The sequence below is a fragment of the Telluribacter roseus genome (assembly GCF_017355915.2).
Classification (GTDB): domain Bacteria; phylum Bacteroidota; class Bacteroidia; order Cytophagales; family Spirosomataceae; genus Telluribacter.
The window spans coordinates 1-20568 of sequence record NZ_JAFEUV020000002.1 but is presented as its reverse complement, the minus strand read 5'-3'; the positions used below and the strand labels follow the sequence as shown (position 1 = coordinate 20568).

The 20568-nt window shown below is 49.0% G+C and carries 14 protein-coding genes and 1 tRNA gene; 10 read left to right on the top strand and 5 right to left on the bottom strand.

What is annotated here, in order from left to right; all coding sequences use genetic code 11:
- The first annotated feature begins 43 nt into the window (after positions 1 to 43).
- From JTN23_RS03220 to JTN23_RS03205, 4 genes are all read left to right on the top strand, one after another.
- Complete coding sequence (locus JTN23_RS03220) at positions 44 to 829, top strand: rhomboid family intramembrane serine protease (protein ID WP_247232359.1); 786 nt, start codon at positions 44 to 46, stop codon at positions 827 to 829.
- Between the two features lie 3 nt (positions 830 to 832).
- Positions 833 to 1747, top strand: coding sequence for a rhomboid family intramembrane serine protease (locus JTN23_RS03215; protein ID WP_247232357.1), 915 nt, complete (start codon positions 833 to 835; stop codon positions 1745 to 1747).
- Positions 1748 to 1845: 98 nt separating this feature from the next.
- On the top strand, positions 1846 to 3774 hold the full coding sequence (dxs, locus tag JTN23_RS03210) for a 1-deoxy-D-xylulose-5-phosphate synthase (RefSeq protein ID WP_247232355.1): 1929 nt from the start codon (positions 1846 to 1848) through the stop codon (positions 3772 to 3774).
- 160 nt (positions 3775 to 3934) lie between these two features.
- Entirely contained in the window at positions 3935 to 5239 is a 1305-nt protein-coding gene (locus tag JTN23_RS03205) for a Gfo/Idh/MocA family oxidoreductase (protein ID WP_247232353.1), read from the top strand.
- An 87-nt stretch (positions 5240 to 5326) separates the two neighbouring features.
- Here JTN23_RS03205 and JTN23_RS03200 read toward each other — a convergent pair whose 3' ends face one another.
- Both JTN23_RS03200 and JTN23_RS03195 read right to left on the bottom strand, forming a co-directional pair.
- Positions 5327 to 6082, bottom strand: coding sequence for an NIPSNAP family protein (locus JTN23_RS03200; RefSeq protein WP_247232351.1), 756 nt, complete (start codon positions 6080 to 6082; stop codon positions 5327 to 5329).
- A 153-nt stretch (positions 6083 to 6235) separates the two neighbouring features.
- Positions 6236 to 7270, bottom strand: a complete 1035-nt coding sequence (locus tag JTN23_RS03195) for a PorP/SprF family type IX secretion system membrane protein (RefSeq protein ID WP_247232350.1) — start codon at positions 7268 to 7270, stop codon at positions 6236 to 6238.
- Positions 7271 to 7613: 343 nt separating this feature from the next.
- Between JTN23_RS03195 and JTN23_RS03190 the strand changes: the two genes are divergently transcribed.
- The 3 genes from JTN23_RS03190 (at position 7614) to JTN23_RS03180 (ending at position 12860) form a co-directional block, all read left to right on the top strand.
- The gene (locus tag JTN23_RS03190; RefSeq protein ID WP_247232348.1) at positions 7614 to 11102 is read left to right on the top strand and encodes a PKD domain-containing protein; all 3489 of its coding nucleotides are present in this window, start codon (positions 7614 to 7616) and stop codon (positions 11100 to 11102) included.
- A gap of 95 nt (positions 11103 to 11197) precedes the next feature.
- Positions 11198 to 12223: a Holliday junction branch migration DNA helicase RuvB gene (ruvB, locus tag JTN23_RS03185; RefSeq protein ID WP_247232346.1), complete on the top strand. Its 1026-nt coding sequence runs from the start codon at positions 11198 to 11200 to the stop codon at positions 12221 to 12223.
- A gap of 187 nt (positions 12224 to 12410) precedes the next feature.
- Positions 12411 to 12860 carry a (deoxy)nucleoside triphosphate pyrophosphohydrolase gene (locus JTN23_RS03180; protein WP_247232344.1) on the top strand — a complete coding sequence of 150 codons (450 nt, stop codon included), beginning with the start codon at positions 12411 to 12413 and terminating at the stop codon, positions 12858 to 12860.
- Between the two features lie 5 nt (positions 12861 to 12865).
- Here JTN23_RS03180 and JTN23_RS03175 read toward each other — a convergent pair whose 3' ends face one another.
- The 3 genes from JTN23_RS03175 to era all read right to left on the bottom strand — a co-directional run bounded on the left by JTN23_RS03175 (position 12866) and on the right by era (position 16177).
- On the bottom strand, positions 12866 to 13798 hold the full coding sequence (locus tag JTN23_RS03175; protein WP_247232343.1) for a DMT family transporter: 933 nt from the start codon (positions 13796 to 13798) through the stop codon (positions 12866 to 12868).
- A gap of 12 nt (positions 13799 to 13810) precedes the next feature.
- The gene (gene der, locus JTN23_RS03170; RefSeq protein WP_247232342.1) at positions 13811 to 15121 is read right to left on the bottom strand and encodes a ribosome biogenesis GTPase Der; all 1311 of its coding nucleotides are present in this window, start codon (positions 15119 to 15121) and stop codon (positions 13811 to 13813) included.
- Positions 15122 to 15250: 129 nt separating this feature from the next.
- Entirely contained in the window at positions 15251 to 16177 is a 927-nt protein-coding gene (era, locus tag JTN23_RS03165) for a GTPase Era (RefSeq protein ID WP_247232341.1), read from the bottom strand.
- 185 nt (positions 16178 to 16362) lie between these two features.
- Here era and JTN23_RS03160 point away from each other — a divergent pair.
- The 3 genes from JTN23_RS03160 (at position 16363) to JTN23_RS03150 (ending at position 20430) form a co-directional block, all read left to right on the top strand.
- A tRNA-Met gene (locus JTN23_RS03160) sits at positions 16363 to 16435 on the top strand.
- 405 nt (positions 16436 to 16840) lie between these two features.
- On the top strand, positions 16841 to 19795 hold the full coding sequence (locus JTN23_RS03155; protein WP_247232340.1) for a tetratricopeptide repeat protein: 2955 nt from the start codon (positions 16841 to 16843) through the stop codon (positions 19793 to 19795).
- Positions 19792 to 20430: a toll/interleukin-1 receptor domain-containing protein gene (locus JTN23_RS03150; protein WP_247232339.1), complete on the top strand. Its 639-nt coding sequence runs from the start codon at positions 19792 to 19794 to the stop codon at positions 20428 to 20430. Before JTN23_RS03155 ends, JTN23_RS03150 begins: the two co-directional genes overlap by 4 nt.
- The last annotated feature ends 138 nt before the right edge of the window (positions 20431 to 20568 follow it).

The window sequence follows — 20568 nt, the reverse complement described above, 5'->3', positions numbered from 1 at the left end:
GAAACAGTTACTAATAAAGTACTTACTATTGTTTTAGAAATTCATGTTAGCGCTCACCCCGGTTGTCCGTAATTTACTGATACTGAATATTGTATTTTTTATAATAGATGCTTATATTATCAACCTGACGCCGGGGTTCGCCTTGTACTCATTCCTGTCGGCCTCGTTCCTGCCGTACCAGTTTGTGTCGTACATGTTTCTGCACGGCGGCCTGGGGCACCTGTTCGGGAATATGTTCGGATTGTTCATGTTCGGTCCGCTGCTGGAGCGAATGTGGGGGCCCAAGCGTTTTATTTTCTTTTACTTTTTTACCGGTATTGGAGCTGGTCTGCTGTTTTCACTCATAGGTTTGTATGAGATGACGCAACTAAGGGAGGCCGTTCAGACGTATGTAGAGTACCCTTCTCCCGAAGGGCTGGTGGACTTTATGAGCCGGCATGCTAAGGAGCTGTACCAGGCGAATCTCGACTTTCTGAACAAGTTTGAAGAAAGCCCTGCTAACCGGAGTTATATTCAGGATAGTGTCAACTTTGTACAGAGCCTCTATCAGCAGCAGGTTAACATTCCAATGGTTGGGGCATCGGGAGCCATATTCGGAATTTTGATGGCATTTGGATTATTATTCCCAAATACCGAAATTTTCCTCCTGTTTTTCCCGTTCCCAATCAAAGCGAAGTATTTTGTAGCTTTTTATGGACTTTATGAGTTATATGCAGGTATACAGAACGTTCAATCGGATAATGTTGCTCACTTTGCCCACATCGGGGGTATGCTGTTCGCCTATATCCTGTTGAGGTACTGGGGTACCCAAAGTAAAAACTTTTATTGAGCGATGAGTGTTTTTGACGATTTCAAAAGAGAATTTGCCAAATCAGACAATGCCCTGATCAAGATTATCCTCATCAACGGGATAGTCTTTTTGTCATTGCTGCTGGTGAAAGTAATCTTTACGCTGGGGCAGTCATCTAATGTGTACCTGTGGCTGATTGATATGCTCCGGCTCCCTGCGTCGCCCGCCGAGTTTATCTATAAGCCCTGGACCATCATTACGTATTTCTTCACCCACGAAGACTTTTTTCACATTCTTTTTAATATGCTTTTCCTCTACTGGTTTGGTCGGCTGGTAGACGAATACCTGGGGGCCCGGCGGCTGGTCGCTCTGTATATACTGGGCGGCATCACCGGTGGCCTTATTTACATGGCTATCTATAATCTGCTGCCCTACTTTCAGGCCCAGGTGGTAGGCTCACGTATGCTGGGAGCATCGGCGGCGGCCTTTTCGGTGGCCGTGGGTGCCTCTACCCTGCTGCCCAACTACACCTTCAACCTGCTGTTCATCGGACCGATTCGGATCAAGTACATTGCTTTCTTCTATATTATTCTTTCTCTGGCGCAGTCGATCGGCCCCAATGCGGGTGGTAATCTGGCTCACCTGGGAGGAGCTCTGCTGGGCTATGCCTTCATCAAGCTCCTGCAGAATGGTACTGACCTGGGACAGCCGGTGTACACGGTGATGGGCGCCTGGCAACGACTATTCAGAAGGCGGGCCCCGATGCGCGTAACGTACCGGGAAAAGCAGGTGTACCGCAGTACCACCCTATACTCCTCGGCTCCTACGCCCTCAGCCGTGGATATGCCCGATCAGGACGAAATAGACGCGATTCTGGATAAGATTTCGAAGTCTGGCTACGAGAGTCTGACCAAGGAAGAAAAGCAGAAATTATTCAGAGCCAGTCAACAAAAGTAACAGGAGGCTACTACGCCTCCTTCTTTCTTTTTAACTTTGAACACTTTTTAACTAGCAATAGTTAAATCACACAGTTGATAACCAATTATATAAGAGGTATGCTCATTACGCCTGGAAAATTACTGGCAGGTATTGACTCCCCCGAAGATTTACGTAAGCTGGACCGTACCCAACTACCCCAGGTTTGTAATGAACTTCGACAATATATCATTGACAATGTTTCGGTCTACGGTGGGCATTTTGGAGCCAGTCTGGGAGTAGTAGAACTTACCGTTGCCTTACACTATATATTCAATACTCCCGACGACCAGCTGGTATGGGACGTGGGACACCAGGCCTATGGCCATAAGATCCTGACCGGCCGGAGAGATAACTTCAAGACCAACCGTATTTACGGGGGCCTGTCGGGCTTTCCTAAGCGTAAGGAGAGCCCCTACGATACCTTTGGCGTAGGTCATTCGTCTACGTCTATCTCGGCCGCACTGGGTATGGCCGTAGCTTCCTCACTCGAAAAGAACCCTCAGCGCCAGCACATAGCCGTAATAGGGGACGGCTCCATGACCGCCGGACTCGCCTTTGAGGGCATGAACCACGCCGGCTCTACGGACTCCAACCTGCTGATTATCCTCAACGATAACTGCATGGCCATTGACCCCAACGTAGGAGCCCTGAAGGAGTACCTGACGGATATTACCACTTCGCATACCTACAACAAAGTACGCGATGAGGTATGGAACCTGCTGGGTAAGATGAGTACCTTCGGTAAGAGTGCGCAGGAGATCGTATCCAAGGTAGAGACCGCTATGAAAAGCGCCCTGCTGCGACAAAGCAACCTGTTTGAGTCATTGGGACTACGCTATTTTGGCCCTATTGACGGCCACGATATTGACCACCTGACTGCTGTACTGAATGATCTGAAAGATATACCCGGCCCTAAGATCCTGCATTGTGTTACCGTCAAAGGCAAAGGCTACGGCCCCGCCGAGAAGGATCAGACCAAGTGGCACGCTCCGGGTCTGTTTGATAAAGTAACCGGCGAAATCCAGAAGAAAGTATACGACACGCCACAGGCTCCTAAGTACCAGGATGTATTTGGACACACGCTGGTGGAGCTGGCCGAGCAGAACCCGCGCATCGTAGGGGTAACTCCCGCCATGCCGTCAGGCTCATCCATGAATATCATGATGAAGGCTATGCCCGAGCGCGCCTTCGATGTAGGTATTGCTGAGCAGCACGCGGTGACGTTCTCGGCAGGTATGGCCACGCGCGGCGAGGTAGTGTATTGCAACATCTACTCTACCTTCATGCAGCGTGCTTACGACCAGGTGATCCACGATGTATGTATACAGGAGCTACCCGTTATCTTCTGCCTCGACCGGGCCGGTTTTGCGGGAGCTGACGGTGCTACGCACCACGGAGCTTACGACATAGCTTATATGCGTTGCATTCCGAACATGATTGTAGCGGCTCCAATGAACGAGCAGGAACTACGCAACCTAATGTATACAGCCCAACTGGACAAGATTCAGCAGGGAACGCAGGCCTTCACCATCCGCTACCCACGGGGACAGGGTGTGATGCCGCAGTGGCGTACCTCGCTGGAAGAAATTCAGATTGGTCAGGGACGTAAGGTTCGGGACGGTGAGGACATCGCCATTCTGACCATCGGCCACATTGGTAACTATGCCGTAGAAGTGTGTGATACACTCGCCAAAGAAGGCCTCAGCGTAGCTCACTACGATATGCGCTTTGTAAAGCCGCTGGACGAAGCGATGCTTCACGAGGTATTCAATAAGTTTGACCGCGTGATTACGGTAGAAGACGGTTGCTTACAGGGTGGCTTTGGTAGTGCGGTAGTGGAGTTTATGACCGATCACGACTATACTTCCCGAATCAAGCGCCTGGGTATCCCGGATCGTCTTGTAGAGCACGGTGAGCAGATCGAGCTGCACCACGAGTGTGGCTTTGATCCCGAGGGTATTGCCAACGCCGTACGTGCTATGGTAGGACATGGCATCAGCGTGTAGATAAATATATTGTGCTAAAAGCGGGGCCTGGACATCCAGGCCCCGCTTTTTTTATACAGGTAGTTTTATTTTTCCTTATAAATAAGGTAGTTATCTCGGGGTTGTCGTCTTATAAGAAATAGCGCAAAACTTCACCATTTTATCCTATACCCCTTGCCTTATGAAACATCTTGACCACTTATCCCGGAGGGACTTTATCAAAAATTCCGCCGGAGCGGCTGCCGCTCTTACCATTCCTACCATTATCCCGTCCAGTGCCTTTGGAGCCAATGACAAAGTACGGGTAGCGGTACTGGGCCTCAATGGCCGTGGAAAGAATCACATCAGTGGCTACTCAAATCTGAGTAACGTTGAACTGGCTACCTTCTGTGATCCTGACAACAATGTACTGCAGAAGGTTGCACAGGACTTTGAGGCTAAGTCGGGCAAGAAGGTCAAGACCGAACAGGACCTGCGCCGGGTCATGGAAGATAAATCCATCGATGTCGTGAGTATTGCCACCCCCAACCACTGGCACGCGCTGGCTACCATATGGGCCTGCCAGGCTGGCAAGGATGTGTACGTGGAGAAGCCCGGCTCGCATAACTTCGCCGAAGGCCGTAAGATGATAGATGCCGCCAGAAAATACAATCGTATTGTACAGCACGGCGTGCAGCTACGCAGTTCGGAGGCGATGAAAGAGGCCGTAAAGCACCTGCGCGACGGCCTGATCGGCAACGTGTATATGGCGCGCGGCCTGGTGTACAAGTGGCGTCCGGACATCGGCAATAAAGGTACCGAGCCTGTACCCGAAGGCCTGAACTACGATCTGTGGACCGGGCCGGCCGAGATGAAGCCCTTCTCCCGCAACTATGTACATTACAACTGGCACTGGAACTGGAACTACGGCAACGGCGACATTGGTAACCAGGGCATTCACGAAACGGACCTATGTATGTGGGGACTGGGCGTAGATACCTTCCCCGAGAAGATTACTTCGGCGGGTGGTAAGTTCCTGTGGGATGACTGCCAGGAGACCCCGGAGGTACTATCATCTACCTATATTTATCCTAAGGAAAAAAAGATCATTGAGTTTGAGGTACGCCCCTGGATGACCAACAAGGAAGACGGCGTAGATATCGGTAATATATTCTACGGCAGCGAGGGGTACATGATCGTAAAAGGCTATGACTTCTACGAAACCTTCCTGGGCCGCGAACGCAAGCTCGGACCTACCCGCAAAGCCGGCGGCGATCACTACAAAAACTTTATTGACGCTGTAGTAGCCCGTGACTCGTCTATATTGAACGGTCCGGTCGAAACGGCTCACCTGTCGTCGGGGCTGGCACACCTGGGTAACATCGCCTACCGTACCGGCCGAGCCCTTACCTTCGACCCCAAGACGGAGAAATTTGTAGGCGATAAGGAAGCCAACGCCATGCTTACCCGCAAGTACCGTGCTCCCTACGTACTTGATGTAGTATAAGGGCAGATAAGAATTAAAAGTAAAAGAGCGGGCTCCGGTATAGTACCAGAGCCCGCTCTTTATGGTAGTAGCTGCCTAAGCCCAATATTAAATATCTGAATACTCCGTTGGGCGCAGAAAGAACATCTCCAGCTTGTTCATATTATCCTTGTATTCGGCTACGTCTTTCAGCTTACCCCAATCAGGATCGTTGCTGAAAGCCTTCCAATGCTCATCGCGAGAAGCTTTGTTGGCAAAGGTAGTCATATACATCAGGTTAGGCATACGACGGCCCGACAGCACCTCACCGTAGAATACCGCGTTGAAGCCCAGCTTGTTGAAAATGCCGATCTCACCACCGGTGTTGAACATCTTTACTTTGTTGAGGTAGCGCTTCTCCGAAGGGCTCTCGTAGCTGCGCAACTCGTACACGCGCTCGCTGCGTGGGCCGTCGAGCGCTGGCTTCTGATGCTGAGGCATACCCGCAAAGGCCTGCATGATGATAGTCTCGTAGCGTGCGTAGGCCGGATCTTTAAACTCAGAGTCAATGTAGTCTTTGCCGGCCGTCTGATACGCTTTGTCCTTATTGAGCGTTTGCGGGAGCTTAGCCAGCTGGTCCAGCGACTTCAGGGGCGTTAACACGTAGATGCGCTTACCAAAAGTGGTATCGGATTCGACGGGTTTGAATACACCTACACTCTTGATACCGGCGCGGTGCAGAGCGGGCAGATACGCGTTCTTAAGGTAGTTTTCCATACGCTCTTCCTGTGCCTTTCCGGTGACGTGGTAAATCCGGATCTCGTAAAACTCACGCTTCGGGGCACTAGCGCTGGCAGGCGCACTTAGTTGGAAAAGTGCAAACAATACAGCGAATAAACTAATGTACTTCAACATAACGATGAGATAAATGATAAAATAAAAAAGAGTAAATAGAAGTCACAGCGGCACCTCTATTTACTCATACAAAAATAGGCTACTTTTTAGAATTCCCTCAAGCAAGGCAAAGCCGTCCACTCATTAAAACTTAGGACAGGATAGCTGCTTGTCCTTTCGGCGGAAGCGCTTATTCTTGGGTGTTATCTCGTCAAACAGGTAAGACAGTGATATTTCGTGGGCGCCGCCGCTTCCGAATCCCAGCGTCGAAATGGTAGCATCGTAGCTATAGCCGATCGAAAACTTGTCCTGACGGAATCCGGCCAAAACAATGAAAGATTCGTGGTTGTTGATATTCTCGGCGTACTTCTTTACCGGAATCCCCCGGTACCAGGCACCGACTACCAGCGGAGCATAGGTAACGTAGAGACCGGCGTCAAACTGGTCAAACTTGCCTTGGGACTTGTACATAATAGCAGGAGAAATCGTCTTCTCGCGGTCTATTTCGTTACCCAGGTAGGTATAGCCGGCAAACGGAATACGAAGTCCGGCGTGGAAGCTGGTTTTCATCGGCAGACGCGCGATTTCCAGATTGGAGAATGCCTGGTTGGGCCGGTTCATGTGGTGTACCGATAGTCCTGCCCAGTACCAGTCAGAGTACATAATGGCACCGGACGAGAAGTCGGCATAGGATACCTGCGGAATACCGTTCTGCACCAGGGGCTCGCCGGTAGGATTGCCGGTATAGCCCTGGTTGGAGTACTGGTCGCCGAAGGTAAGTCCAAAGTAGTCAAGCGTACGGGTAGCATAAGCCCCCTGTAAGCCCATACGCACATAGGTAGCTTCGTTGAGCCGGAGCTGATACGAGTACTGAGCCGCCACCTCAGTTGATTTCAGGTTGCCCATACCCTGGCTATCCATGGTTACCAGCACCCCTACTCCACTATTGATACTTGACAAATGCATATCGGCTCCGAACGAGCTGGTCACAAAGTTGGCCGATAGGGCCGGCCACTGATTCCGATAATTAACCGTAGCTCTGGGCGCCAGTGCACTACCTGCCATAGCGGGGTTCAGGTAGAGCGGATTAGCGTAAAACTGAGAAAATTGCGGATCCTGACTCCAACCTTCCAGCACACTTAGGGTCAATGTTATAAGAAGTAGTAATCTCTTTATCATAAAGCTTAAAATCAATAAACACCACAATTAATCTGCCGCAATTTCAATCAAGACAAAAATTATAAAAAATATTCACAAATTAGGTTGACTTTACGTACTAAAGATTCAGAAGGAGAACTAATAGTGCAAACACCTCACAAAATTTTAGAAATTTATTTTCGTTAAAATTAACAGAAGTTCAGTTAAGAGCAGTTTCATAGGTAGGTGGTTTTGAGTATGTAACGAAAACATGAAGTGGATACATAATTTTTACAGCAACTTTTTTTGGATTGTATGTTTTGGACTGCTCTTGTGTGGTAACCTCGCAAAGGCTCAAACTCCTTTTGTGGTCAAAGGCCAGTGTATGGCTAACCCCAATTGCGCCGACGACTCTACCTCGTTCAGCGATACGTTGAAAACGGCGGTAGCGTGGCAGTGGAACTTTGGTGATCCTAATAGCGGGGATAATAACACCTCTACCCGTCGCAACCCACAGCACTCTTATTCGATGCCAAGCACCTATCAGGTAAGCCTGGTAAGAACCTTGCAGAATGGCAGCAAGGATAGTGTAAGCATGCAGGTACAAATCGGTGAACTTCCTCCTTCATTCCAGAACTGGAAGCCCGATACAACCATCTGTCCCGGTGAGACCATCACGTTGGATCCTTATCCAAACGGTGGTGCCCCCGCCGGAGCCAAGTTTATCTGGTACCCCAAGGGAGACACTACGCAGACGCTGGAAATAGACAGTTCAGGTTGTTATTCGGTAGAAGTAATCCTGCCCAATGGATGTAAGATACAGGACCGGGTCAATGTGAAGGTCTGTCTTGAGCAGTCGGGGCAGGAGGGGGCCAAGTGGTTCTTTGGTTCTAACGCGGGTCTTGATTTTTCCAACGGAGCCCCCCAGGCCATTACGGACGGTAAGCTTAATACACCCGAGGGTACTTCATCTATTGCCAACTCCAAGGGGCAGCTCCTCTTTTATACGGATGGTATAAAAATCTTTGATAAGGAAGGGAACGAGATGCCGTGTCTGGCGGATAGTTGCCAGACGTTGAAGGGAAGTAAACAGTCGACCCAATCGGCCCTGATCGTACCGCAGCCAACCTGCCGGGGCTGTGACTACCTCTACACGGTATTTACAACTACGGATATCAACGATACCACCAAGCTACTTACCACCAGCGTGGTAGATATGCGCCGCAATAATGGCAATGGAGCCGTGGTAGAGCAGAATAGTGTGCTTCAACAGACTACTACGGAACGCCTGGCTTCGGTGCGTAACGATGCCGACAGTACCTACTGGGTCATTACCCACGACTACGGCAACAACATCTTCCGTGTATTCCACGCTACTACCGGCGGCCTTACCGAAACCGGTACCTACCCGCTGGGTATGGCGCACGATACGCCGGAAAAGGGGGAAGGGTATATGAAGTTTTCGCCTGTGGATAGTACCTCGGGCAAGCGACGGCTGGCCGTAGTAGTACCCGGTCCGCCCCAGAACTACGTCGAGCTATTTACCTTCTCGGACTCCACGGGGCAACTTGAATACGAACGAACGATTAACCTGGGGCCTGCCCCTCCCAAAGCCTACGGGGTGGAGTTTTCGCCCGACGGGGAGAAGCTGTACGTCTCGTTCAGCGGGAATGGAAAGGATACAGCTTCGGTACTGGTCCAGTACGATATAAGTCTGGGGGACTCCGCCCTTATAGCCGAGTCCCGAATCACGATAGACAGTTCACAAACGCAGAAGTACGGGGCCTTACAGGCGGGGCCCGATGGCCGAATCTATTTGGCCATTGAGGGAAGCGAATACCTGGGGGTTATCAATAATCCGGATCAGAACTCGGCTAATGCCGTAGACTTTGATCCAGAAGGCGTTAGTCTGGGAGGTAAAAAGAGCCAGTTGGGTCTGCCGAGCCTCGTGCAGAACTTCACGCAGCAGCAGGATGGCCCCGGCTTCCAGGCTGATGGCTTTTGTACGGGCGCCCCTACGATGTTCCAGGCCAGCCCGCTCTGTCAGCCCATTGAGGATATGTACACCTGGAACTTTGGAGACGGCAGCGCGCCCGTGGCAGGCAAGCAAACCCAGGTACAGCATACCTACCAGAACCCGGGTATCTATACCGTAACGCTACGCGCCATCAACCGCTGTAAGGACACCACCTTTACGCAGCAGGTAGAGATCTATGCTACTCCCGACCCGATTGATCTGGGACCAGACCAGGATGTATGCCGCAACAGCGTGGAACTGAACTCCAATGTAAATGCAGAACTGTTTGTATGGCTGTACAACGGTCGCCCCATCAGCCGCGAGAAAGTACTGAAGGCCACCGCTACCGGTCAGTACGTAGCTATCGCGGCCAATGGCCCGCAGGGGGTATGTTTCCAGGCCGATACGCTGGAGATGACCATCCGTCGTCCTCCGGCTTTCTCACTGGGTCCTGATACCACCATGTGTAATGATAGCTCTATTGTCATTACGGCTCCCGGCCAGACCTGGCGCGAGTTCAAGTGGAATACCGGCGCAACTACCCGTGACATTACCGTTCGTCAGCCCGGCATCTACTTCGTAGAGGTAAAGAATGGCAACGACTGCTACAACGAGGACACGCTGCAGGTAGTGGCCCGCCCCCGGGCCCGCATCGCGGCAGACCTGCTACCACCCACGACCTGTACCTCCGCCGACGGAGCCATAGAAGTCACATCCATTAGTCCGGGAGGTACGTACATCTACACCTGGACCCGGCCGGACAAAACGCCACTGGGTAGCGATCCTGTACTAACCGGCCTACGCGAAGGCTCCTATATGCTGCGCGTAAGTGGTAGCTTAGAGGCCTGCACGACTGATACAACCTTTGCCCTCAGGTCGGCGGCTAATCCGCTGCGTATGTCCGCAGTGGTAGACAATGCCGCCTGTACCCAGCCGGATTCGGGCTCCATTGCCCTCAACATAACCGGAGGCCAACCTACTACCTATCGCTGGCTCAGCAGCACCGGGCAGGTAGTAAGTAGCAATGCTACGGCTACCAACCTAGTACCCGGCACGTACAGCCTCGAGACATCCGACGCCGGTGGTTGTACCTTTACCCTCACGGGTATTGTAGTAGGGCTTGACAAGGACAACCTGGCCCGCCTGGGTCCGGACCGGGGCCGGTGCATTGGTGATACGGTACAGCTGATTCCGCTGGCGGTTAACTTCCCCGGCAACCAGTATCTATGGAGCACCGGAGCTACTACCCCAGGTATCGTTGTAGAGCAGGATGGTACCTATACCCTCACCGTTCGCAATGCCGAAAATGGCTGTGAAGGTAGCGATGAGATCGTGATTCGTTCGACGGCTCCTCCTACCGTTGATCTGGCACCGGAGTTCCCGCTCTGCGTGGATCAGGGAGGTGTAGTGAAGCTACAGGCCAACGGCCGGAACAATCTCTCGTACCTGTGGCCACATTCATCAGATACTACCTCAAGCGTTACGGTGAGCCAGATCGGCCAGTACCTGGTAGTAGTGACTAATCCGGAGGGCTGTGCGACGGAGAAAACAACTGTGGTAGTGGACCGGTGCGAACCGCGTCTGTACATTCCGGATGCCTTCACCCCCAATGGCGACGGCTCCAATGACTACCTGGATGTATTTGGCCTGTACTTCCGGGACTTCAACCTCAAGATCTACAACCGCTGGGGCGAAGTAATCTTTGCTACGGATAGCATAGAGCAGAAGTGGGACGGTACCTACCGGGGTACCAAAGTACAGCCGGGCAGCTACGCCTACGTAGTGAGCTATGGCAGTGAGGACTACCCCGACCGCCGACCTACGGTGGTACGTGGTTCGGTCATGGTCATTCGCTAAGGTGCGGTTTTCCGTTTAAAAATCCGTATTTTTGACCCTATCATATATACCCTTTCCGGCCACGGCCGGAAAGGGTACTTAGTTACCGACACCCCATGCGCAAAGATTACTTGACCGGAGATAAAGAACAGCTTTCCAATACTGAAAAAGAAATCGAACGGGCCTTACGGCCGCTTTCGTTCGAGGACTTTACGGGACAGGATAAAGTATTGGCCAACCTGAAGATATTCGTTCAGGCGGCGCGCCAGCGGGGTGAGGCACTTGACCACGTGCTGCTGCACGGACCTCCGGGACTGGGTAAGACCACCCTCTCGCATATCGTGGCCAACGAGCTGGGCGCTAATCTTAAAATTACGTCGGGCCCCGTACTGGACAAGCCCAGCGACCTGGCCGGCCTCCTGACCAACCTGCAGCAGTACGACGTGCTGTTTATTGACGAGATTCACCGCCTCAACCCGATCGTAGAAGAGTACCTCTACTCGGCCATGGAGGACTATAAGATTGATATCCTGCTGGACAGCGGCCCCAACGCCCGCAGCGTTCAGATCGGCCTCAACCCTTTTACACTGGTAGGCGCTACTACCCGGGCTGGCCTGCTTACGTCGCCCCTGCGGGCGCGTTTCGGGATCAACGCCCGCCTGGAGTATTACGACGCCAAACTGCTGGCTTCTATCGTGCGCCGCTCGGCTTCCATTCTGGGTACTCCCATCGATGAGGAAGCTTCTTATGAAATAGCCCGCCGGAGCCGCGGTACCCCGCGTATTGCCAACAACCTGCTGCGCCGCACCCGCGACTTCGCCCAGGTCAAAGGCAAGGGGCATATTACCGTAGCCATCGCCGAGATGGCCCTGTCGGCGCTGGACGTAGATCAGAATGGCCTGGACGAGATGGACAACCGCATCCTGCTCACCATCATTGAGAAGTTCAAGGGCGGTCCCGTGGGACTTTCCACCATTGCTACGGCCTGCGGCGAAGAAGCCGAGACCATCGAAGAGGTATACGAGCCGTTTCTGATTCAGGAAGGTTACCTGAAGCGTACCGCACGGGGACGAGAAGCTACCGAAAAAGCCTACCGGCACCTGGGCGTTGTGCCTAAGTACCGTAATGGTGAGCTGTTTTAGCAGGTATCCATTCCGATCAGAATACGTAATAACGGCTCAAAAGACCTGCTGTAACCTTGCCGTCAGCCACTTATACAATAAAAATTGCCGTTCTCTGTTTATAGGTAATACCTGCGAGGCACGGGTTTTTTCAGGTATTATCAAAAGTTAATGTACGAGTAAAATATATTACCCGTACTTTTGCGGCTTGAAAATCAAGGGAATGGTAGGTTCAGAAATGCCGGTAAAGTTAGTTGTAAAAGTACCCTGTGCCGTAATCGAGCACGAAGGGAAAGTATTGGCTGCCCAGCGTAGCGCTACCCTGTCACTACCGCTGAAATGGGAGTTTCCGGGTGGCAAGCTGGAAGAGGACGAAACTGAAGAAGAGGCTCTTAATCGTGAGATTCTGGAAGAGCTGAACGTGGAGGTTGAGATAGGCGTTCGTCTGCCCCTGAGTATACGCGACGACGGCTGGCGCGAAATCCAGCTAGTGCCGTTTGTGTGTCAGCTACTGACCTTCGATATTCAGCTTATCGATCACGAAGAGATTCGCTGGCTGACTCCTGACCAGATGTACGACCTCGACTGGGCAGAGGCCGACTACGCCATCATCGAAAACTACCTTGCTTACCTGGAAAGCCAGAAGCAGAATCAGTAACTCTGCTATTTCTTCCCCTTCCACCCAACCAGTACCACCCCGGCCAGTACCAGCAAGGTACCTGTCATCTGCAGCAGGTCAATCTGTTCGTCCAGCACTAGTGTCGCCAGTATAATGGTGAATATAGGGCCAATGCTGGCAATAATAGAGGTATTGCCCGACCCTACGCGTTTGATTCCTTCGGCCAGCATAAAGGTGGGAAGTACCGTCACGAAGAGTGCCATGATCAGGCTGATGTAGTACACCGGGGCCGGAAAACTGAATAGGGTAAAACCATTCTCCACTACCGCGTGCACAACCGTAGGTACCGTAGCCGCGATCATAGCGTAGCAGGTAAACTTCTGCGAGCCTACCACCGGTATAATGCGATCACTACCTACCAGGTACACCGCGTATACGATGCCACTCACAATCACCCAGAACGCACCCCAGAAAAGATCCTTCTGCTCACCAGCCTCTATATTGGGCACAAAAGCCAGTACTATACCCAGGTACGTTAGCGCCAGCGCGCCGTACTGCAGCCGGGTGATGCGGCGTCCGAAGAAGAACGCCCCCATCAACAGCACGAAGGTAGGATAGATAAATAGGAGCACCCGCTCTAGGCTGGCTGTAATGTACACCAGCCCCAGGAAATTGAAGTAGCTGGCAAAGTAGTAGCCGACTATACCCATCCCACTCAGGTAGCCCCACTGCCGCAGGGTAAGCCGGACATTGGTCTGCTGCCGCGATAGCCGCCAGGCGGCTCCTACGTAGAACGGCAGCGAGAACAACATACGCAACGCCACCAGCGAGATGGCATCGATCCGGTACTGGTAGGCCAGCTTGACCAGTACCCCTTTACAGGCAAAGCAGAAGGCAGCTACCAGTACCAGAGCCGCCCCCAGCCAATAGTAGGAACGGGGAACAACTCCGGTATTATATTCGTGACTTCCACTCACACACCTGCCCTATTACTTCTCCCGGAAGAACATCGTGATAGGTACTCCCGAAAAGTCAAAGTGCTCACGCATCCGGTTTTCCAGGTAGCGCATGTAAGGCTCCTTCACGTGCTTGGGATTGCTGCTGAAAAATACGAAGGTAGGTGAAGGCGTTGGCAGCTGGATCATGTACTTGATGTTGATGTACTTACCCCGGTAGGCCGGTGGCGGGTACTTCGCAATCTCCGCCTGCATTACCTCGTTCAGCTTGGACGTAGAGATTTTCTTGGTCTTATTCTCGTACACCTCCATGGCCTTTTCCATCACCTGGAATATCCGCTGCTTCTCCAGTACCGACGTAAAGATGATCGGTATGTAGCTCATGGTAGCGAGCCTTTCGTAGATGTCTTTCTTGTACTTATCGGCCGTTTTGGAATCTTTCTCTACCAGGTCCCACTTATTCACCATGATCACAACGCCCTTCTTGGCTTTAATAGCCTGCGCTATGATGGTAATATCCTGGCCTTCCAGCCCCAGCGTAGCGTCAAGCAGCACAATACATACATCCGAGTCCTCCATGGCTTTTACGGAGCGCAGCGTGGAGTAAAACTCGATATTTTCCTTCACGCGGGACTTGCGACGGATACCGGCCGTATCAGTCAGGATAAACTCCCGGCCGAAAGCCTTGTAGTGGGTATGAATGGCGTCGCGGGTGGTACCGGCTATGTTGGTCACAATACTGCGGTCGGTGCCCGTCAGTACGTTCAGGAACGACGACTTACCTACGTTAGGACGTCCCAGAATAGCTATTCGGGGAATACCCGCTTCGGGATCTTCCACCCCCGGATCCTCAAAATGCTTCACTACGTCATCCAGCAACTCACCCGTGCCATGGCCGTTTTGAGCCGATATCGGGTAGATCTCTTCGCCCAATCCCAGCTCGTAAAACTCCGCGGCCGACTGCTGACGTTCCACCGTTTCGACCTTATTGGCCACCAGGAACACCGGCTTGTCGTAGCGTCGCAATACATTTGCAAATTCTTTATCCAGTTCGGTCAGGCCCGTCATGGTATCTACCACAAACAGTATTACCGTCGATTCTTCAATCGCCAGCTCTACCTGCTCCCGGATAGCTCCTTCGAATATATCCTCCGAACCTACTACATATCCTCCTGTATCTATGACCGTAAAATACTTACCTATCCACTCGCCGTAGCCGTAGTGGCGGTCGCGGGTAACCCCGCTTTGGTTGTCCATGATCGCCTTTCGTTCCTCGATCAGGCGGTTGAACAGGGTCGACTTGCCCACGTTTGGGCGTCCGACTATACTAATTATGTTTGCCATCTTTATTAGTTGTAAAAGTGAAGAGTACTCCTATTCCCCCTCACGGCACTCGTTATCAAAATTATATTCCTCCTACTACAAGGAGGGTGTAACTAACTTACTGTTTCTTTCGGAAGAGTAAGTATCTCTTTAATCATTGTTGTTGTAGCCGTACTGCCGCAGTTTGTTTTCCTTGCTGCGCCAGTCGGGCTCCACCCGTACGTACTGCTCCAGAAACACCTTCTTGTCAAAGAAAGCTTCCAGATCCTTCCGGGCCTGTACGCCTACTTTTTTGAGCATCGAGCCCTTCTCCCCGATCAGGATACCTTTCTGCGTCGGGCGCTCCACGATGATCTCCGCCCGGATCACGATCATATCATCGCGCTCCTTAAACTCCGTGATTACTACCTCACTGCTGTACGGAATCTCCTGGCGGTAGTTCAGGAATATCTTCTCGCGGATAATCTCCGAAGCAAAAAAACGTTCAGGCTTGTCAGTAAGTTCTTCGGTATCAAAATAAGGCGGGTGCATCGGTAGCCGCGTCACAACCACCTCAAAGAGCGACTGGATGTTGGCACTATGTAGCGCTGATATCGGAATAATCTCCGCCGCATCTACTACCTGTCGCCACTCTTCCATTTTCAGCTTTACCTCCTCCTCGTTCGAGAGGTCAATCTTGTTCAGGACCAGCAGTATGGGTGCATCGGCCCGTTTGAGCAGGGGTAGTACTTCGTGGTCAGCGGCTTTTTCGCCCATCTCCGTCACAAACAGGACCACGTCGGCATCTTCGAGCGATCCCTTTACGAAGGTCATCATGGACTCGTGTAGTTTGTAGGCGGGCTTCACCACACCCGGGGTATCGGAGTAGATCAGCTGAAACGGCGTACCCTGGTGCTCTCCGTTGAGGATACCCATGATGCGGTGGCGGGTGGTCTGGGCCTTGGACGTAATGATGGAGAGTCGCTCCCCTACCAGTACGTTCATCAGGGTCGACTTTCCTACGTTAGGCTTACCTATAATACTTACAAACCCGGCGCGAAAGTTGACGGGTTGGTCCGTGGCAGAACTATTTTCCATAACCAAAGAAATTTTACTCCAAAAAGATAATTAGGTGTATATCAGACGAACTCAACAACCCGCCTGGTTGTTGGGGAACAAGGAGAGAAACAGGACTGAGAACGCTACTGAAAAATATTTTTACAAAGGTAGTTGTTTTTTTGAAAACTCTCTCGTATGTTTGCAGTCCAATCCAACAACAACACCGCGGGATGGAGCAGTTGGTAGCTCGTTGGGCTCATAACCCAAAGGTCGCTGGTTCGAGTCCAGCTCCCGCTACTACCAAAGCAAAGTAAAGCCCTGTAAGTCAAAAACTTATAGGGCTTTTTGCATTTCACTGCGGAACAATTGCGAAACATTTCATTAATATTACACAACGTGAGTGTCATGCTTATGACAGTCTGTAGCCTCAACTAGTACAATTTCATATGCGGGCTTAATAACGTTTGTGTTATTTGGTTACTGTACCTTGCACTCTTCCCTCTGATGTACAAAACCTATCGATAGTACTCCACTCATACTATAATAGTACTCCACTCATACTATATTAGAATATGAATCTACAGATCTACCTATTTAGTGTTAAAAAAGTAAAGAATTGTCTTATATTCTTTCAGTTACATAAAATAAATATAGGTACCTTTCTCATATCTTACTCTACGACCATCAGATTAGGATTTGAATATGGAAGAATCAGTTAATGCTGTAGCTATTAATGGAGACGGTAACATTACTTTACAGGGTAATGACAACAGCACTATCACACTTAATATCAATGATCCTCAACTGACTCATAAGCTGGAGGCCTTAGATGCAGCTCAGATGGCTAGTCTGCTGCAGATCAAAGAACAACTTGCAGATGGATTTAAAGCTATATTAGATAAAGTAGCTCAGGAGAAAGGAGATACCACTCCCCCAAAAGAGCTTACTCTGACTATTCCTAAAATAGACTCCAGAGATATAGTTGGCCGGGAGAAGGAATTGGAAGATCTGCATGTGCTGTTAAGCCAGGAGCGAAGAATAGTAGTAGTGAATGGCATGGGAGGCATCGGTAAGACTACCTTAGCACAAGTCTATGTAAGTAAATACTACGACCACTATAAGCATATTGCCTGGGTCACCCAAAGCTCAGAGAGCATAGAAACAGACTTCATTAACGATAGTGGGCTGATTAAAAACCTCTCAGTTTCGACAGCCAATTTAGAACCAAAGGAGCTGTTTGAAGACATTATTAGAAGGCTCAAAGCTATACATGATCGTCCTAATCTTCTAATCATTGACAATGGGGAGCAGTCCTTGAGAAAGTACTTGAAAATACTACCAAGTCAGCCTCACTGGCACCTACTTGCTACCTCCCGAGAGGAGATAGAAGGCTTCTATCTGATGCCGCTGGACTTTCTAACTGAAGAGCAAGCCATCAAGTTATTCCAAAAACACTATCCATACACGAAGCTATCGGATCAGGATATAAAGGAACTGGTAGTGCTAGTTGATTATCATACTCTTACCATTGAGATTTTAGCTAAAATAGCCAAAGTACAGCGGTATGATTTGCAAACACTGAAACAGGCCATTAAAGATGATTTAAGAGCTAACGTAGAAGTAGCACATAATAGACAACAAGAAAAAATAGAAAAAGTAGGTTCCTATCTGAGCACTGCATTTAGTTTAAGTAAGCTAAACGTAGCTGAACTTTGGTTGTTGAAGCAGTTCACTTGCCTACCGTTAGACTTTCACACATATAACTTATTAGAAGTACTGTTAATCGACAAGCAGAGTCCCTATAAAGATGTGTTTGCAGAGACTCTTTATGGATTAGTACAGAAAGGATGGATCTTGTACAACAGCACCACGGACAGCTATAAGATGCACCGAATTATAGCAGAGGCAATAAGAAAAGTACAGCCAGTAAGTATTGATGATGTTAGAGTACTCATTGAGGTTCTTACAAAGGAGTTAGATTTAGACCGAACCAAAGATAATCCTGTTGACAAGTTTGGTTGGATCGTTTATGGAAAAACTGTATTAAATAACTTTACTTCTATTCATTCTGATAAGATAGCAGAGCTTCAGAATAGCCTTGCCATAACTTTGCGCATGCTAGGCCAATATATGGAGGCAAAGGATCTATTGGAAAAAGCAAAATGGTTTTTCACATATAACTTTGGTGAAGATCATACTAGCACATTAAAAATATATAACAATTTAGCCTTAGTACATAAACAGTTAGGCGAATATGCTGAGGCAAAAGCACTATTAGAAGTAGCTGTACTTAAAGGGGAGGAAAATTTAAAACAAGATGATCCTATTTTAATAAGGACCTACTCTAACTTAGGTTTAGTACTTCAAGACCTTGGCGAATATGGAAAAGCTCGAAAACTACTTGAAGATGCAGTACACTTAGAAGAGAAACTTTATGGTATAGATCATCCTTTCACTTCAGTGGACTACTCTAACCTTGCGATGGTGTTACGAGAGCTAGGTGAGTATGAAAAGGCAAAATATTATGTAGAAAGAGCTCTTCTAATAGATGAGGGACGCTTTGGTGAGAACCACCCTTTTACCGCCGAAAACTACTCAAATTTGGGCATAATACTTCAAGACCTAGGAGATTATAAAGCAGCTAAATATTTCAATGAAAAAGCCTTGCATGCTAACGTGAAGAACTATGGTGAGGATCATCCTGCTACTTCAAGAAGCTACTCAAACTTTGCTATGGTGCTATGGGAACTAGGCGAGTGCGAACGGGCAAGAGAACTGCTGGCAAGAGCAGTATCATCAGATGAGAAGAACTTTGGTCCAGATCATCCTTCTACTTCAAGAAGCTACTCAAACCTTGCCTTAGTGCTCAAGGATCTGGGTGAATATGAACAAGCAAGGGAATTGCTGGCAAGAGCAGTGTCATCAGATGAGAAGAACTTTGGGCCAGATCATCCTTCTATCGCTATTAATTATTCTAACCTTGCCTTGGTGCTCAAGGATCTGGGTGAGTATGAACAAGCAAGAGAACTATTGGTAAAGGCTGTTCAATTGTATGACAGGAATTTAGGGCTAGATCATCCTTCCACCGCTATTTGTTATTGCAATCTTGGACTAGTACTCAAAGAACTGGGTGAATATGAACAAGCAAGAGAACTGCTGGCAAGAGCAGTGTCATCAGATGAGAAGAACTTTGGTCCAGATCATCCTTCTACTGCTATTAGTTATTCTAACCTTGCCCTAGTACTTCAAGAGTTGGACGATTATCAGCAGGCAAGAGATCTATTGGTAAAGGCTGTACAATCTAATGAGAAGATCTTTGGTCAGAATCATCCTTCTACTACGAATTGTTACAATAATTTAGCTCTGGTATTGATAGACCTAGGTAAATACGAACAGGCAAGAGAGCTGCTAGAAAAGGTTATGTTGTCAGATGAAAAGAACTTTGGGCTTCTTCATCCTTCTACTGCTATTAGCTATAACAATCTAGCTCTGGCACTTCAATATTTAGGGCAATTTGAAGAAGCAAATGAGCTTATATCGAAAGCTCTGTCTATTGTTAGAAAGGTACTACCCAAGGAGCATCCTTATATAGAACTAATTATTAATACTTATGCACATGTTAAAGTTGGGCTAGCTTCACAAAAGGAAAATTTATGATGGAAAAGAGAAGAATATTCTTAGCCTCGTCTTCTGAGCTAAAAGATGACAGACAGCAATTCGAGATATTTATCAATAGAGAAAATAAGGTGTTACATGAAAAAGGGGTCTTTCTAGTATTAGAAATATGGGAGGATTTTTTAGATGCTGTATCTCAAACAAGATTGCAGGACGAGTACAATAAAGCCATTAGGGAGTGCGATATTTTCATTATGCTTTTCTGTACTAAGGTTGGTAAATATACAGAAGAAGAGTTTGAAATAGCCTTCAAAGAGTTCAAAGCAACAAATAAACCTTTCATTTTCACTTACTTCAGGGATGCTCAGATCAGCAATGTTAGTGCTAACAGAGAAGATCTGAACAGCCTATGGTCCTTTAGAGATAAGCTTGATCAACTAGGGCATTTTCCTACTATTTATAAAAACGTTGAAGAACTGCAACTAAGGTTTGGACAGCAGTTAGAAAAGTTAATAGCTAATGGATTTGTTGAACTCAGTAGACCATCTGATGAAGAGAAAAGAACAGAGAATAGGCAGATAATCAACACGATGGATGTCAAAGGGGATAATAATATCTCCAATCAAGGGAACAACCATTCTTCAATTACTATTAATCAGGGTGTTAAGAAGAGTTGAAGGTTTGGTATTGATTAAGACAATAAGCCATGGGATTACTGTACGTAGTCAAGTAAAAATGGACAGAAGGGAAGAAAAAGGGAAGAGACAATTTAGTAAATTGTTTCACCCAAATTACCTTAGTTATGTCCAAACCAT

What these genes read in the sequence shown, in the direction of transcription:
- JTN23_RS03220 (WP_247232359.1), top strand. Translation starts at nt 44, where the DNA reads ATGTTAGCGCTCACCCCGGTTGTCCGTAATTTACTGATACTGAATATT.
- JTN23_RS03215 (WP_247232357.1), top strand. Translation starts at nt 833, where the DNA reads ATGAGTGTTTTTGACGATTTCAAAAGAGAATTTGCCAAATCAGACAAT.
- dxs (WP_247232355.1), top strand. Translation starts at nt 1,846, where the DNA reads ATGCTCATTACGCCTGGAAAATTACTGGCAGGTATTGACTCCCCCGAA.
- JTN23_RS03205 (WP_247232353.1), top strand. Translation starts at nt 3,935, where the DNA reads ATGAAACATCTTGACCACTTATCCCGGAGGGACTTTATCAAAAATTCC.
- JTN23_RS03195 (WP_247232350.1), bottom strand. Translation starts at nt 7,270, where the DNA reads ATGATAAAGAGATTACTACTTCTTATAACATTGACCCTAAGTGTGCTG.
- JTN23_RS03190 (WP_247232348.1), top strand. Translation starts at nt 7,614, where the DNA reads ATGGCTAACCCCAATTGCGCCGACGACTCTACCTCGTTCAGCGATACG.
- ruvB (WP_247232346.1), top strand. Translation starts at nt 11,198, where the DNA reads ATGCGCAAAGATTACTTGACCGGAGATAAAGAACAGCTTTCCAATACT.
- der (WP_247232342.1), bottom strand. Translation starts at nt 15,121, where the DNA reads ATGGCAAACATAATTAGTATAGTCGGACGCCCAAACGTGGGCAAGTCG.
- era (WP_247232341.1), bottom strand. Translation starts at nt 16,177, where the DNA reads ATGGAAAATAGTTCTGCCACGGACCAACCCGTCAACTTTCGCGCCGGG.
- JTN23_RS03155 (WP_247232340.1), top strand. Translation starts at nt 16,841, where the DNA reads ATGGAAGAATCAGTTAATGCTGTAGCTATTAATGGAGACGGTAACATT.
- JTN23_RS03150 (WP_247232339.1), top strand. Translation starts at nt 19,792, where the DNA reads ATGATGGAAAAGAGAAGAATATTCTTAGCCTCGTCTTCTGAGCTAAAA.